At 49.6% G+C, this 15,877-nt stretch carries 15 protein-coding genes; 8 read left to right on the top strand and 7 right to left on the bottom strand.

The features are described from left to right. The first annotated feature begins 13 nt into the window (after window positions 1-13). Window positions 14-1,447, top strand: a complete 1,434-nt coding sequence (locus M2133_RS08180) for a subtype B tannase (protein ID WP_277465593.1) — start codon at window positions 14-16, stop codon at window positions 1,445-1,447. 71 nt (window positions 1,448-1,518) lie between these two features. Here M2133_RS08180 and M2133_RS08175 read toward each other — a convergent pair whose 3' ends face one another. Continuing rightward, window positions 1,519-2,583, bottom strand: a complete 1,065-nt coding sequence (locus M2133_RS08175) for a nitronate monooxygenase family protein (RefSeq protein ID WP_277465591.1) — start codon at window positions 2,581-2,583, stop codon at window positions 1,519-1,521. A 336-nt stretch (window positions 2,584-2,919) separates the two neighbouring features. On the opposite strand from M2133_RS08175, the gene M2133_RS08170 reads away from it, so the two are divergent. The 7 genes from M2133_RS08170 to M2133_RS08140 all read left to right on the top strand — a co-directional run bounded on the left by M2133_RS08170 (window position 2,920) and on the right by M2133_RS08140 (window position 9,788). Continuing rightward, window positions 2,920-3,273, top strand: a complete 354-nt coding sequence (locus M2133_RS08170) for a hypothetical protein (RefSeq protein ID WP_277465590.1) — start codon at window positions 2,920-2,922, stop codon at window positions 3,271-3,273. Window positions 3,274-3,377: 104 nt separating this feature from the next. Then, complete coding sequence (locus tag M2133_RS08165) at window positions 3,378-4,274, top strand: YitT family protein (RefSeq protein WP_277465589.1); 897 nt, start codon at window positions 3,378-3,380, stop codon at window positions 4,272-4,274. 62 nt (window positions 4,275-4,336) lie between these two features. Then, complete coding sequence (locus M2133_RS08160; RefSeq protein ID WP_277465587.1) at window positions 4,337-5,545, top strand: pyridoxal phosphate-dependent aminotransferase; 1,209 nt, start codon at window positions 4,337-4,339, stop codon at window positions 5,543-5,545. After that, a complete protein-coding gene (locus M2133_RS08155; protein ID WP_277465586.1) occupies window positions 5,520-6,770 on the top strand; it encodes an ABC transporter permease in 1,251 nt (416 codons plus the stop codon). Before M2133_RS08160 ends, M2133_RS08155 begins: the two co-directional genes overlap by 26 nt. 642 nt (window positions 6,771-7,412) lie before the next feature. After that, on the top strand, window positions 7,413-7,787 hold the full coding sequence (locus M2133_RS08150; RefSeq protein WP_277465584.1) for a GntR family transcriptional regulator: 375 nt from the start codon (window positions 7,413-7,415) through the stop codon (window positions 7,785-7,787). Window positions 7,788-7,799: 12 nt separating this feature from the next. Beyond that, the gene (locus M2133_RS08145; RefSeq protein WP_277465583.1) at window positions 7,800-8,693 is read left to right on the top strand and encodes a slipin family protein; all 894 of its coding nucleotides are present in this window, start codon (window positions 7,800-7,802) and stop codon (window positions 8,691-8,693) included. A gap of 21 nt (window positions 8,694-8,714) precedes the next feature. Further along, complete coding sequence (locus M2133_RS08140) at window positions 8,715-9,788, top strand: DUF4932 domain-containing protein (protein ID WP_277465582.1); 1,074 nt, start codon at window positions 8,715-8,717, stop codon at window positions 9,786-9,788. A 6-nt stretch (window positions 9,789-9,794) separates the two neighbouring features. Here M2133_RS08140 and M2133_RS08135 read toward each other — a convergent pair whose 3' ends face one another. The 6 genes from M2133_RS08135 to hisF form a co-directional block, all read right to left on the bottom strand. Then, the gene (locus tag M2133_RS08135) at window positions 9,795-10,961 is read right to left on the bottom strand and encodes a glycosyltransferase (RefSeq protein ID WP_277465581.1); all 1,167 of its coding nucleotides are present in this window, start codon (window positions 10,959-10,961) and stop codon (window positions 9,795-9,797) included. A 37-nt stretch (window positions 10,962-10,998) separates the two neighbouring features. After that, window positions 10,999-12,156 (bottom strand): diaminopimelate decarboxylase, encoded by a 1,158-nt coding sequence (gene lysA, locus M2133_RS08130; protein WP_277465580.1) that lies wholly within the window; start codon window positions 12,154-12,156, stop codon window positions 10,999-11,001. 79 nt (window positions 12,157-12,235) lie between these two features. Beyond that, window positions 12,236-13,549 (bottom strand): aspartate kinase, encoded by a 1,314-nt coding sequence (locus tag M2133_RS08125; RefSeq protein ID WP_277465579.1) that lies wholly within the window; start codon window positions 13,547-13,549, stop codon window positions 12,236-12,238. 54 nt (window positions 13,550-13,603) lie between these two features. After that, window positions 13,604-14,275: an ATP-binding cassette domain-containing protein gene (locus tag M2133_RS08120; RefSeq protein WP_277465578.1), complete on the bottom strand. Its 672-nt coding sequence runs from the start codon at window positions 14,273-14,275 to the stop codon at window positions 13,604-13,606. Between the two features lie 83 nt (window positions 14,276-14,358). Further along, on the bottom strand, window positions 14,359-15,000 hold the full coding sequence (gene hisIE, locus M2133_RS08115; RefSeq protein ID WP_277465577.1) for a bifunctional phosphoribosyl-AMP cyclohydrolase/phosphoribosyl-ATP diphosphatase HisIE: 642 nt from the start codon (window positions 14,998-15,000) through the stop codon (window positions 14,359-14,361). Then, window positions 15,000-15,752 carry an imidazole glycerol phosphate synthase subunit HisF gene (gene hisF / locus M2133_RS08110; protein WP_277465576.1) on the bottom strand — a complete coding sequence of 251 codons (753 nt, stop codon included), beginning with the start codon at window positions 15,750-15,752 and terminating at the stop codon, window positions 15,000-15,002. The genes hisIE and hisF overlap by 1 nt, the downstream gene beginning before the upstream one ends. Window positions 15,753-15,877: the final 125 nt, after the last annotated feature.

Here is a 15,877-nt window from a genome sequence, read left to right as displayed (position 1 = left end):
ATAGTATATCAATATGAGTAAAACAACCTATTTATTATTAATCCTGACGGCCTTTATCCTGACACAGAATCGGGCTTTCACAGCCGATCCGTTGGCGTTTGATCCCGGTATGCATGCGCCGGAGAGAACATTGGACTTTCCCGATGGGAAATCTGTAAAATACCGGGCTTACGAACATATATACTATGTAGCCCATGTTGTGGATCCCGTTTATCAGACCCTGAACCTGTATGTTCCCGAATCAGCGTATGGAAATAATACGCAAACCCCGATCTTTCTAAAGACAAACGTCGGCGGGTACATGGCAAGTAAAGCGTCGCAGCCATCGGCGACCGATGCCACCGGCCGCGCCCTGTTGGAAGGATATATTGTGGTCATACCCGGTGCCCGGGGATCGAACTCGACCGTGATCCGAGCAGCCGGCGATACGCTCTGGACAGGCAGAGCTCCAGCCGGATTGATCGACCTGAAATCGGCCATCCGCTACCTGCGCCACAACAAAGCGACGATCCCGGGCGACACCGAAAAGATCATTACCGACGGGACAAGCGCCGGCGGGGCCATGTCTTCCCTGCTCGGAGCCACGGGAAACCACCCGGCATACGAGCCCTACCTGAAAGCTGTTGGCGCCGCGAACGAACGCGATGATGTTTTCGCCGCCGTTTGCTACTGCCCGATCACCGACCTGGAACATGCCGATATGGCTTATGAATGGCTATACAGCCCAACCAACACCGGAACACGATCACTCTCTCCCGAACAAATCGCCATTTCGAATGCCTTGGCCGCATCATACCCGGCCTACCTGAACAGCCTCAACCTCCGCAAACCCGACGGGTCTCCTTTGACAGCCGACAATTACATCGCGTATATGAAATCTTTCCTGATCCGGTCGGCACAGAAAGCACGCAATGAAGGATGTGAAATCCCGCCGGAGACAGGCGTCAAATTGAATACCGGCTTCCGCGGCTCGCCCGGTGAGTTTGTCGTGGATATCGATCTCGAGGTCTATTTCAACTATATCCTCAATAAACGACAATTGAAAACGCCGCCGGCATTCGATCAGTCGGGGGTATTGATCGATCGTCCTTCGCCCGAAAACAGTGTCTTTGGCGATGAAACAGGAAATGCGGTCAACTTCACCGCGTTCAGCCTGCAAAAAGCAACCGGCCATGCTTCCGCCACGCCGGATCCTTCAACGATAGAAAAGGTAAGACTAATGAACCCCATGTCGTTTATCGGCGATGGCGTCAGCCGGACGACGCCCAACTGGTACATCCGCCACGGGGCCATCGACCGCGACACCGGTTTCCAGATCTCGATCAATCTGTACACCAAACTGATCAACAACGGCTATAACGTTGACTTCGCCCTCCCCTGGAACCGGGGACATAGCGGCGACTACAACCTGGACGACTTGTTCGAATGGATGAAAGAAATACTTTAAACTAAAAAAGCCACGAATGGCAGGTGTTATCCGTGCCATCCGTGGCTTAACTATTTTTTTGAAGAGCGATCTTACTTCAACGAAAGCGAATATTCGTTCCGTAATTTGTCGATCACTTCTTTTACGCTGCTGATCTTTTCGGCTAGATAGGCATTCTTTCCGGCAAAAACATAGCCTTTATCCAGTTTGCCTTTGGCTGCATAATAAAGCGCTTTGATAATGCAGTAAGGGCTCTTCTCGTAATCGCACGTTTTGATGCAATGGAAAGAACACCGTTTGGGTTTCTCTTTTCCTTCGGCGACACTCCGGATAAACTCCCCGTCGAAAGCGCGGCCGGGCATACCGACCGGACTCTGGATGATGCGGATATCGTCTTCGGAAGAATGGATATAGACATTCTTAAATTCGGTCGAAGCGTCACACTCGTGCGTCGGCACAAAGACAGAGCCCATCTGCACACCTGACACGCCCATCTTCATGAAACGGGCAATATCTTCACCGGTCGTAATCCCACCGGCAGCAATCACAGGGATATTCTTTTCATCCTTGTACTGACCGGCGATCTCCAATACGCCGGGAATGATCTCTTCCAGCGAGAAATGTTCGTCCTCGATCTGATTATTCTTAAAGCCTAAATGACCACCGGCTTTCGGTCCTTCCACGACAATCGCGTCGGGCAGGTAATTAAAGTTCTGCTTCCATTTATCGCAAATGATCTTTGCCGCACGGGAAGAAGAAACAATAGGAACAAGCATCGTCTTGCTATCCTTTTGCAGGAACGAAGGCAGGTCGAGCGGCAATCCGGCGCCGGCGAAAATAACATCCGCCTTCTCCGCAATGGCCGTACGGGCCAGGTCGGCGAAGTTGGAAAGGGCAACCATAATGTTCACACCGATCACTCCTTTGGTCTTTTCGCGCGCCTTGCGCAATTCCTCTTTCAAGCCGAGGATGCATTTTTCCATATAATCACCCCGGAGCTTCGGATACAACAAACCGATTCCCGCAGCCGAGATAACGCCTACCCCACCCTGGTTTGCAACAGCAGAAGCCAGGCCCGACATAGACACACCAACGCCCATACCCCCTTGGATAATAGGCAGTTTAATTTCGTACTTACCAATAAAAAATGAATTCATAATGCTGAATTAGTATTACTAAGAGAAAGAATTAAAAGCAAACATCGCTGTTTGCAGGCACAAAGGTAGAGATTTATCAAAGGCATCGCGCGTTTTCGCGTTAATTTTCTGAAAACGGCGACTCACGCCGAATCCCTTTCGTCGGTCTATTCCCCGGTTTTGCCGATTGATTGGGGTGAAACGTCGATTGTTACATCTTGTCTATTAAACTATTAACCACCTTTAAGTCTAAGAAGTACAAAGCAAGACAGAGGGTTATGCAACTTGGTCTTTAAGGTAAAAAGAATTGTTTAGTTTTTGGTTAATAGGTTTTAGGTAAAAAAAAAGATTGTAGTTATGAAACGTTTAATTGTAGTTATTATGGTATTGACGCTGTGCGCGTCGCTGAGTTATGCTCAGGAGAAGCCGGAGATTTGTGCCAAACCCATGGTGGTTAGTCTGGAACGATTAAGTAAGTATTTGGAATTGGATGCGTATCAAGCTTCACAGGTATCCCTGATCAATGAAGCTTTTATCGACAATCAATTGGAAAGTAGCCGGTTCCGCGGGACATTGGCAACAAGGAAAAAGGAGAATGCGGTCTATGGGAACTTGAAACTCATGCGCGACGTATTGTCAACAGATCAGTATCGCAAATACGTTACCCTGTTGAACGTCACCAACAACTCCTACCTTCGGGCTGAGAAGTGAAGGAGTAAGAAGTTGTATCGTTTTTAGATACAACTTCTTTTTTTTCCATATCTTTGCTCCGTCTTAGAAACTAAACAACACAAACACATAAATACAGACCTGACATGAAACAGCAACTTGTTCTGTCGAATACCGTTACCTGGAAGAATTATCTGCGTGATTACTCGCTGATTGTAGTCGGAGCCTTCCTTCAAGCCTTGAGTTATGTCCTTTTCCTGGCGCCCTACAAGATCGTACCGGGCGGTGTCTACGGGATCTCTATCGTTTTGCATCATGTGACCAAAGGCATGTTCGAGTTTATGCCCGACGGCTTGCCGATGGGTATCACCGCATTGTGCTTCAACGTGCCGCTTCTGATCCTGGCGATCAAAAAGCTGGGTTTGTCGTCCGGTCCGAAAACAGTCGTAACCTTTTTACTGATCTCTTTCTTTACCGACGGGCTTTCGCTGCTTTTCGGCGAACCGTTGTTGGAGAACGACAGTTTCATCGCGGCCTTCTACGGTGGAGCCATCCTCGGCGTGGGTGTGACCTGTGTGTTCAAAGCGCAGAGTACCAGTGCCGGAACCGATGTACTGGCGCGGGTGATTGCCGCCAATTCGAACCTGAAAGTCAGTAACCTGATCATTATCCTCGACTCGTTGATCGTGATCTTCGGGCTCTTGGCATTCAACGACTGGAAAGTGCCTCTGTATTCCTGGTTTACCATCTTCGTCTACGGCAAGGTGGTGGAGATGTTCCAGACGGAGAACCCCAACCGGGCGGTCTTTGTGGTTACGCCCAAGACCGAAGAAGTCAAAGATATTATTGTCAATAAGATGAATATGCGCGGTACGTTCCTGCACGGCCGGGGTATGTTCGAAGGCAAAGAGCGGGAGATCATTTTTACCATCGCCGAGCGCAAAGATATGCCGCGCTTGAAAGAGGAAATCAAGAAAGTCGATCCCCATGCCTTCGTTTCCACCATGCACGCCAGCAAAGACTCTCCACCTCCGGGCAAATAAAGGCGGGCTTACGCTTGCATTATAACACCTTTTACACTATTTTTGCGACAAAAATCAAGAACATGCCCAATATTTCCCAACGAGGAGTCAATATGCCGGCTTCTCCGATCCGCAAACTTGTGCCCTTGGCTAACCAGGCTAAGGCTAAAGGTCTTAAAGTATATCATCTGAACATCGGACAACCGGATATTCCGACTCCCGAAGTCGCCATGGAGGCGATGCGAGCCGTCGACCGGAAAGTGTTGGAGTATTCACCCAGCGAAGGGAACCGTTCGTTTCGCGAAAAACTGGTCAAGTACTACAATAAGTTCAATATCCAAGTGAGTGTGGACGATATCATTATCACCACCGGCGGATCCGAAGCCGTTTCTTTCTCGTTTATGGCCTGTCTCGATCCGGGCGATGAGATTATCGTGCCCGAGCCTGCCTACGCCAACTATATGGCTTTCGCCATCTCTTCCGGAGCGGTGATCAAAACGGTGCCTTCTTCCATCGAAGAAGGGTTTGCCCTGCCGCCGATCGAAAAGTTCGAAGCCTTGATCACACCCCGCACCAAAGCCATCCTGATTTGTAACCCGAACAACCCGACCGGCTACCTGTACACCCGCAAAGAAATGGAACAGATTCGCGATCTGGTGAAGAAATACGATCTCTTCCTTTTCTCCGACGAGGTGTACCGCGAGTTCTGCTATACGGGCGCGCCTTATATCTCGGCGCTTCACCTGGAAGGGATCGAGAATAATGTGGTATTGGTCGACTCCGTGTCCAAACGCTATAGCGAATGTGGAATCCGCATCGGGGCGATCATCACCAAGAATCAACAGGTGAAGGAGAATGTGATGAAATGGTGCCAGGCCCGCCTGAGTCCCCCATTGATCGGACAGATCATCGCCGAGGCCTCGTTGGATACACCCGAAGACTATATGCTCAATGTATATAATGAATACCTCGAACGCCGGAATTTCCTGGTCGACGGATTGAACCGCATCCCGGGCTGCTACTCGCCGATCCCGATGGGCGCCTTCTATACCGTAGCCCGCCTGCCGATCGACGATGCCGATAAGTTCTGCGCCTGGTGCCTGAGCGAATTCGAATACGAAGGGCAGACCGTGATGATGGCGCCGGCTTCGGGCTTTTATACCCACCCGGACCTGGGCAAAGACGAGGTGCGCATCGCCTATGTCCTGAACAAAGAAGAACTGGGCAAAGCACTTAAGGTGCTGGCGAAAGCCCTTGAAACATACAATGAACTTAGAGCTCTTCATAGCTAAGAAGATCCATTTCCGCCAGGATGGTGAAAAACGGGTAGTCTCGCCGGCCGTACAGGTGGCCATGATCGGGATTGCCTTGGGTTTGGCCGTGATGATCCTGTCGGTGGCCATTATCGTCGGCTTCAAGAAGGAGGTGCGCAATAAGGTGATCGGCTTTGGTTCGCATATACAGATCACGAACTTCGACAACAACTCATCCTTTGAATATACGCCCATAGCGGTGAGCGACACCCTGCTGGAAACACTCCGCCAGTTCCCCGGCATCACCCATGCGGAAACCTTTGTGACCAAACCCGGCATACTGAAGACCGACGAAGACTTTCAAGGCATCATCCTCAAAGGGGTAGATGCGGATTACGACTGGACTTTCTTTCAACAAAACCTGAGAGAAGGGGAAATCTTCCAGGTCGATCCGGAAAAGAACTCGACCGACGCTATCCTGTCGCAGACCTTGGCCGACCGCCTGGGCTTACGGGTCGGCGATACCTTCCTCTCCTACTTTATTCAGGAAAACGGCGATGTGCGCCCCCGCAGCTTTCAGATCAGCGGCATCTACGAAACGGGATTTCTGGATTACGACAAATTGTTTGTTCTGGTTGATATCAAACAGGTCCGCCGCCTGAACGGTTGGGACAAGGATCAGGTCAGCGGTATCGAACTATTGGTCGACAACTACGACCACCTGGATTGGATCGCCGAAGATCTTTTCTTTGAGATGGCGGATAAAACCGATCGCGCGGGCAATGCCTACTACACCCGCTCGGTGAAAGAATTGAACCCGGCGATTTTCAGTTGGTTGGAGGTGCTCGATACGAATGTGATCGTAATCCTGATCCTCATGGTGTTGGTTTCGGGTTTTACGATGATCTCCGGCCTGTTGATTGTCATCCTGGAGCGCACCAATATGATCGGTATCCTCAAAGCCATGGGCCACGACAATACGCGGATCCGCAAAGTATTCCTTTATGTCTCCTTTTTCCTGATCGGCAAAGGCATGATCTGGGGCAATGTGATCGGGCTGGCCATCTGTTTTGTGCAATCCCGCTTCCACCTGATCCCACTCGACCCGGCAACCTACTATCTCGACGCCGTGCCTATCGACCTCAGCCTCTTTGCCCTGTTATTATTGAACGCCGGCACCCTCTTTTTCACCCTTTTGATGATGATTGCCCCCTCCTGGCTGATCACCAAGATCGAACCTGCCAAGACCATCCGGTTCGAATAAAGCCGAAGCCCAAAAAATCAGCCTGTATTATTCACAAACGTATGTTTCAAATCTTCCGATTTTCTTCCATGCGAATGGACTTCGCAGATTTATAAACCATTGAAAATGGGGCGTTAATATTCTCTTCAGAAACTACCGGTAGTTTGCGCGCAAAGTACCGGTAGTTTGGCGACAAAATATTAGTAGTTTGCGCGCAAAGTACCGGTAGTTTACCACATAAAAATTTTCATCCCGGTCTTCACCTTTCACCCAGTCGCCAGATCCCTGTATTGATCAGCGTTTCGGGTGAAAGGTAAAGGAATACCTTAAAAAATGACAGCTCCCCGAAAAAGGCCGCCGGAGTTTTCCAAAAGGCCGCCGGCCTTTTACAAAACTCCGGCAGCCTTTTGGAAAACCCTGCCGGCCTTTTTGGGAGGGCTCCATACTTGACGCAGATCTTCTCCAATCCTTCACCTGAAACGCTGATCAATACAGGGATCTCGGGAAAGGGTGAAAGGTGGAAGGGGGATGTGAAACTTTTATGTGTATCACATCTAACAAATTTTGTTAAAACTTTGCCTGAACGTTTGGAAGTTTCCGCGCTTCTTGTACCTTTGTCCTATTCATATAGTACAATAGCTTAATAATATAAAAGAAAAGAATATGATTACGTTTCTATTAGACTACTCCAGCGGGGTTCCGGTGTATCGTCAGATCATCGACCAGATCAGGTTTGGCATTGCTTCCGGGCAACTCAAACTGGGGGAGCAACTGCCCACCGTTCGGGCGCTTGCCGTAGAGTTAAAGGTGAACCTCAACACGGTTTCCAAGGCGTATAAAGAGTTAGAGATCAAAAATATTCTGGAGACCCAGCAGGGAACGGGCACTTTTATCAACAAGACCAAGCAGGTGGTGCCCAAGAAAGAGCGGGAAGACAAACTGAAAGAGATCTGCACGCAGTTCTCGTCCGTTGCCCTGAGTTATGGATTCAGCCTCGATGAGGTGATGCAGGAATTGAAAAACATTGAAAACCCCTAAAATACTACAATTATGACAACACATCTAATCAACAAGGGATGGTTTAATCCCATTTCTTTATCCGTATTGGTCGTACTGATCCTTGGATCGGTTGTTTTATATGCTTCAGATATAATTGGAGAGTCGCTCTTTGCCGCATTATTAGTTGTTTCCGGATTGATAGCAACCTCGATCCGCATTGCCGACCAGTGGGAACGGGCGGTCGTACTGCGCATGGGGAAATACAAAGGATTGAAAGGCCCCGGTCCCTTTATGATCATCCCGATTATCGACAGTGTGCCGTCGTATATCGACCAGCGCGTGCGGGTAAGTACCTTCAAAGCCGAGCAGACCCTGACCAAAGATACCGTGCCGGTCAATGTCGACGCGGTAGTCTACTGGACGGTTTGGGATGTAGAGAAAGCCGCCCTGGAAGTACAGGAATATCAAAAGGCCATCGAGCATATCGCCCAGACCGGCCTGCGCGATACGATTGGCAAGCACGAACTGTCGACCCTATTGCAAGAGCGCGATAAGATCGCCGAAGACCTGCAACAGACGCTCGACCACAACACCAACCCCTGGGGCATCACCTGCCAGACCGTAGGGATCAACGACATTGCTATCCCCGCCGACCTGGCCGATGCCATGAGTAAAGAGGCACAGGCCGAACGCGAACGCAGAGCCCGCGTGATTCTGGGAACAGCCGAAACGGAGATTGCCGAGAAGTTCGAACAGGCCAGCCGCAAATACACCAACAACCCGGTCGCCTTGCACCTGAGAGGCATGAATATGTTGTTCGAAGGACTGAAAGAAAAAGGCTCCATGGTGATCGTGCCCAGCTCGGCACTCGACACCATGAACCTCGGCGCCATCGGCGGCCTGGCTTCGCTGGCAAAGAATAGTGAAACGCTGACGGAGGAATAAACGCTTAAAAACATAAAAACCGTGTCTTCCATTGTAAGAATAACCCTCATTCTCCTGAGCACACTCTGGCCACAGGCGTGTGCAAAGGAGAATGTCCGGATCGAACCACCGATTGTCGACAAACGAGTGGAGTTGATTAGTCTTGTTTTTCGTTTAGCCGAGAAGCAGGAGTATGCGGAAAAAGAGTTTAAACTTTATACCGATAGAATTGACCGTCACTTTGAGGAGTATAAAAATCATGAATTGATCCAATTCACCCGGTTTATCATAAAAGAAAACGATATTGCTTTTGATGGGCCCATGTGGCTGGCGGCTCACCTGGATGAAGACTTGAAACTCCTGCCCGAGGTCAAGGAGGTTTGGCAACTCGATCCGCGGTGGACGGAAGAGAATGTACATCAGTTTGTTTTATTGTTGCAACAGTTTCGCGAAGACAGCCAGTTCGACCGCTTTTTCAAGGAGAATAAGGAATTGTACGCGGAGTTGGCCAGGCGCTTTACACCCATTTATGAACAGGTAGACCTGGATTGGTATGCTTCTTTCTTCGGCAAAAAGCCGACGGAGACCTTTGCCATACGGCTCGGGCCGGGTATTTTGGGGAATTGCTTCGGAGTGAATGTGGACTACCTCAACGGCGAGCGGAAGGTCTATGCTGTTATGGGGATGTGGATGTTTGATCAGACGGGCTTTCCTGAATTCTCAACACTTCCGGACCTGGGCATACTGACACACGAGTTCTGCCATCCGTTTGTCGATCACCTGACGGAAAAACACCGGGAAGCGTTCCGGGAAAGCGGCGAGAAGATTTATGCCGCACTGCAGGAAAGTCAAAGTGCTGAGGCATACACTTCATGGGAAGTCATACTCGACGAGGTACTGATCAACGCCGCCGTCATCCAATATATGAAAGACCATGACTTTGAGCAATCGGAGATCGAGGCTTGGATCAACCTGATCAAGTACAGCTTTGGCTTTTACTGGGTAGAAAACCTGGCCGACGCATTGGAAAGCTATGAACAGCAACGCGACAAATATCCCACCTTAGATAGTTTCATGCCCGAACTGGCCAAGTCTTATAAGGCCTGGACAAAGTAGAAACCCTCAGGACAACCGGAACGTATAATCATTCTTTCCGCGGAACAGGCGGTAGATGCGGGTGTAGAGGCTGAAGATCGGTTTGATGATCTCCAACAGGAAGAGCCAGACGGTGGTGGGTTTTTGCTGCAACATCTTGGCGGATTTATGCAGGATAACGGCTTTGGTCAGGTAACGCAACAACAACAAAACACCGGCAATCACCCCGGCCAGCCAGTTGCCGGAAAGGCTTACAACGATCGTTGCCACCGTCGCCAATAACAAAAGCAGGTGGGTCACGGGCTCCAGGCGGTAATACGTCAGCGCCGTGCCTTTGTAATAACGCTGGGTGGCGGCGCGGGATACTTTCATTTCCCGCCACACCCGGAAGCGTTCAATCTTGGACATCTGCGTAATGCTGTCCGGCGTATAGGTCACCTTCGTATTCTCCCGGTTGGCCGATTCATTGATAAAGAGATCGTCGTCGCCGGCATGTAGTCCCAACGATTTCTGATAACCTTTATGTTCGAAGAAGAGTTCCTTGCGGTACGAAAGGTTACGCCCATTGCCTGTAAACGGATGGCGTTTCAGTGCCGAAGAGAGATACTGCAAACCATCGAGCAGGTTATCGTAGGCAATCAATTGATGCTTCAGCCCCCGGTTGTAACGGTAGGCACAAAAACCCAGTACGATCTCGGTATCCGGACGGTATGCCTTGGCGATGGAATGGATCCAACGGTTCGTCAACGGCTCACAATTGGCTTCCGTAAACAGGATATACTTATGTTTCGCCGCTTTAATGCCCACCGTTAAGGCCAGCTTCTTGCGGCTCAGATACTTGACATCTTCCGGGATATAGGTATGATACAGGTGGGGATACTCTTGCTCCAGGGTTTTCAACACTTCATCACTCTCGTCGGTCGAGCCGTCGTTGACCACAACGACCTCATACTCGGGATAATCCTGTGTCAACAGGGCAGGCAGGTGCTTGCGTAAGTTCTCCGATTCGTTCTTGGCATAGACCACCACGGATATCGCCTGCCATTGCTCCGGCTCGCTTGCCCGGATCTTCTTCAGCTTACGCAGCGGTCGGGCATAAGTAACCAGCCAATACAACAACTGGATCAGAAAAAAGAATCCGGTTGCAATAAGAAGAATGATTTCCAGCGGAGTAAAAACAAACAGATTTTCCATTTCAAGCCTTTTATATCCCTACCTCAATTATCTATACTTATAATTCGTCCGAATAATATGCCATAGGAAGCTGGCGACAATTGTATTGCGAAGCCATCACCTCGCCATAAGCGCCCGCCGAGCGCAGTGCGAGCAAATCGCCCCGGTGCGCCTGGTTCAATTCGATCTCTTTACCAAAGACATCGGAAGACTCACAGATCGGACCGACCACATCATAGACTTCAACGGCTTCATCATTGCTGATGTTCTCGATCCGGTGGTACGCATCGTACATCGCCGGGCGGATCAGTTCGGTGAAACCGGCATCAAGGATTGCGAATTTCTTCACCTCCCCTTCTTTGACATACAAAACTTTGGAAATTAGATTACCACATTGGGCCACCAGGGAACGGCCCGGTTCGAAATGCACCTGCTGTCCCGGACGCACGTTCAAGAGTTTGTGGAACGCGGCAAAGTAGTTATCGAAAGGAGGGATCGCCATGTGGTTCGGATGATCATAATCAATACCCAGACCACCGCCGAAGTTCACATGTTCGACCGTAATGCCCCGCTTATCCAATTCTTCCTGGATCTCATTCATGCGAATGGCCAGGCCGCGGAAAGCAGAGATATCCGTGATCTGGGAACCGATATGGCTATGGATACCGATCAATTTGACATTCGGCAGACCGGAAAGCTGGTCCAACACACTTCCCAACAAGCTGAGGTTGATGCCAAACTTATTCTCTTTCATGCCCGTCGTGATCTTGGCATGGGTACGGGCATCGACTTCCGGATTGATACGAAGCGCCACGCGGGCCACTTTGTTTTTCTCCCGCGCCAATTCATCGAGGATATCCAGTTCGACAGCCGATTCGACATTGAAACAGAAAATATCATTATCCAACCCCAGGTTGATCTCCCAGTCGGCCTTCCCTACCCCGGCAAAAACAATCTTATCCGCCGGAAAGCCCGCGTCCAAAGCCGCGCGGATCTCACCGCCACTCACACAGTCAGCGCCAAAACCATAGTCGGCAATGATTGAAAGAATACGGGGATTGGCATTCGCTTTGATCGCGTAATGCACCTGGTAGTTATATTTTCCGGCCTCCGCTTTTACTGTATCCAACGTCTCACGTAAGAGTTCGATATCATAATAATAAAAGGGAGTCGGGATCTTTTTGAACTTCTCTAAAGGGAATTTTCCTTTTAACATATACTATAAATTAAAAGCCCCTCCAACCTCCCCGAGGGGAGGCTATAAGGGAGCTTGTTTATTATTCGGTTGGAGGGGCCTATTTATTGAACAAATGGTCGCTCAGCGCCTGCAGCGCCTTTTTCTTATCGGAGGCTCTGACCAGAAGCGACACATTGTAATTGCTTCCGCCGTAAGAGATCATGCGCACAGGGATATCTTTCAAGGCATGGATAATGCTGGCTTCGAAACCGATATTCTCCCATTCCAAATCGCCTACCACACAGATGATCACCATATCGGAATCGACTGTTACCGTACCGAATTTCTTCAGGTCGTCTACAATCTCATCCAGGTGTTTGCGGTTATCGATCGTCACCGAAACACCCACTTCCGAGGTGGTCACCATATCGATCGGCGTTTGGTAGTTCTCAAAGATCTCGAACACCTTACGCAGGAAACCGGTCGCCAGAAGCATACGTCCGCTTTTGATCTTGATCGCCGTAATATTCTCTTTGGCAGCGACCGCTTTGATCTTATCTTTTTCCGTCGCGTTCGAGATCAGGGTACCCGGTGCTTCCGGCTCCATCGTATTCAACAAACGTACGGGAATATTATTCAATTTGGCCGGCAGGATACAAGTCGGGTGAAGGATCTTCGCCCCGAAGTAAGCCAACTCGGCAGCTTCTTCGAAATGCAGGTTGCGCACCGGAGCAGTCTTGTCGACCATGCGCGGATCGTTATTGTGCATGCCGTCGATATCTGTCCAGATCTGAATTTCATCGGCATTCACCGCCGCACCAATCAGCGAAGCAGTATAGTCACTTCCCCCGCGTTGCAGGTTATCGATCTCGCCATAGGCATTGCGGCAGATATAACCCTGGGTGATATACAGGTCGGCATCCTTATGTTCATTCAACAGCTTCGTCAGTTTCTCTTTGATATACACCGGATCGGGCTCCGCGTTCTTGTCCGTACGCATATACTCCAGCGACGGCAACATGACCGAATGCACACCCAGCTCATTCAGGTACAGATTGACCATACCGGTAGAAAGCAATTCACCCTGTGCCAGGATGATGCGCTCTTCAAACAAGGTAAAGAGGTCTTTGGTAAAGGTGCGGATATAATCGAAAATCGTTTTTATATGTTCTTTGGCTTTCTGTTTATACTCGTCCGTCGTGTAAAGATCTTCAATATGGCCATAATATTTCATCGCCAGTTTATTGATGATCTCGTTAGCACCATCGGGGTTCTTTTTGTACAAGTAGTCGGAAATCTCGACTAACGAGTTGGTTGTACCCGACATGGCCGACAGTACGATGATATTGCGATCACCGACGATCAGTTTTGCTACGTCTTTCATTCTCTGTGCTGTTCCAACAGAAGTACCGCCAAACTTTAAAACTTTCATTTTCTTCTTTATGTATTAAATATATATAATGTGCGTGCAAAGTTACGCAAAAAATCATTCTCCGATGTCACTTAGCTGTGCATTCTCGCATTTGACTATACGCGCGGGATAATTATGTACCAATGTATAGTTGTGCGTTGTCATAATTACGGCTGTTCCTTTCTCGCAGATATCGTGGAGCAGTTGAACGATCTGCCCGCTGGTCTCCGGATCCAGGTTACCCGTCGGCTCATCCGCCAGGATCAGCTTGGGGTTATTCAACAGGGCACGGGCAATCACAATACGTTGCTGCTCACCGCCCGAGAGTTCATGCGGCATCTTATAACCTTTGTTTTGCATACCGACCTGCTGCAATACCTCATCGATCCGGGCATTGATCTCGCTTTTCTTCTTCCAGCCGGTCGCTTTCAGGGTGAACTCGAGGTTTTTGATCACCGTCCGGTCTGTCAACAGTTGAAAGTCCTGAAAGACAATCCCCAGCTTCCGGCGAAGGTAAGGGATCTCTTTCCGTTTGATCTTCTGCAGATCATATTCCATCAGCCGGATATTTCCACTTTTCACCGGGATCTCGCCATAGAGCGACTTCAACAGGCTACTCTTACCCGAGCCAACCTTTCCGATCACATACACAAACTCGCCGTTACGCAACGTCAGGTTCGCATCGCGCAAGATCAGGTTCTCATCCCGACAGATCTCTACATTTTCAAGGGAAAGCAAGCAATCCATAGTAAATCGAATTATGAATTATGAATTATGAATTATGAGAATTGGGTTATCTCCTTTTTCTCATAATTCATAATTCATAATTCTCATTTGTGTCTTTTCTTCAGTTCTCTCGCCAGATCTTCGATACGCAGTCCTTTGCTGGTCAACAGGACAATCAGGTGGTAAAGCATATCCGAGGCTTCGTAGATCAGTTTGTCATCGGTGCCGTTCGTCGCTTCGATCACCGTCTCGACAGCCTCCTCTCCTACTTTCTGTGCCATACGATTCACGCCCTTGAGGAAGAGCGAGGTCGTGTACGAGCCTTCGGGCATCTCCTGGCGACGCACTTCGATAAAGTTCTGCAGGTGTTTGAAAAACATCACCTCTTCTTCATTCTTCTCGCCAAAGCAGGTATCGTCGCCCGTATGGCAGACCGGGCCTGCCGGGTTCGCCTTGATCAGTAACGTATCGTTATCACAATCGGCTTTGATGGAAACGACCTCCAATGTATTGCCGCTTGTCTCGCCTTTCATCCACAACCGCTCTTTGGTGCGGCTATAAAAAACAACCTTGCCGGTCTTCACCGTCTCTTCGTATGCCTCTTCGTTCATAAATCCCAGCATCAACACCTTACTGGTTGTATTGTCCTGTATGATCGCCGGGATCAAGCCTCCTTGTTTCTTAAAGTCTAAATTCATTATTGTTCGTAATTCGTAATTCGTAATTCGTAATTCGTAATTGTCCATTACCTTACGGCTATATTCTGCCCACGAAGATACGCTTTTAATTCGTCAATCCGGATCTCTCCGAAGTGAAAAACACTGGCAGCCAGAGCGGCATCGGCTTTTCCCAACAGGAAGGCATCACGAAAATGCTCCATCGTGCCGGCTCCACCGGAAGCGATGATCGGGATATGCAATTGATCGGCCAGGCGCGCCAACGCCTCATTGGGGTAGCCTTCTTTCACGCCGTCGTGGGTCATACTGGTAAACAAGATCTCTCCCGCGCCCCGGTCTTCCGCTTCGGCCGCCCATTGGAAAAGGTCTTTCCCGGTCGGCACGCGTCCACCGTTCAGGTAACACTGCCACTGACCGTCTTCGTAGTTCGCATCGATAGCCACGACACAGACCTGGCTCCCGAAATTACGGGCGATCTCTTCGATCAAAGCCGGATTGCGCAAGGCCGAAGAGTTGATCGACACCTTATCCGCCCCGGCACTCAAGAGGCGATCGACATCCTGCAATTCATTGATCCCGCCACCCACGGTGAAAGGGATACTGATCTTTGCCGCTACCTTCTTGACCAGTTCGGTAAAGGTCTTGCGCCCTTCGTGCGAAGCGGTGATATCCAGGTAAACCAGTTCATCGGCACCTGCCCGGCTGTATTGCGCACCCAATTCCACCGGATCACCGGCATCACGGAAATTCACGAAATTCACTCCTTTTACCGTCTTTCCGTCCTTGATATCCAGACAGGGGACTATTCTTTTTGCAAGCATTATTTCTAATTATAGTTATTAATCTAATCAATTCTATATCCTATACTCTCGGGCTGTTTGAAACTTGATTTTTGAAGCCGCATAGCGGCTATCTGTGTCCAGCCCCGTGCGGAAGCGCGGGGTTA

It is taken from the genome of Parabacteroides sp. PF5-6, from assembly GCF_029504695.1.
In the GTDB taxonomy this organism is placed as follows: Bacteria; Bacteroidota; Bacteroidia; order Bacteroidales; family Tannerellaceae; genus QVMG01.
The sequence above is the reverse complement of the archived record's forward strand: the minus strand, read 5'-3'. Positions and strand labels throughout refer to the sequence as shown.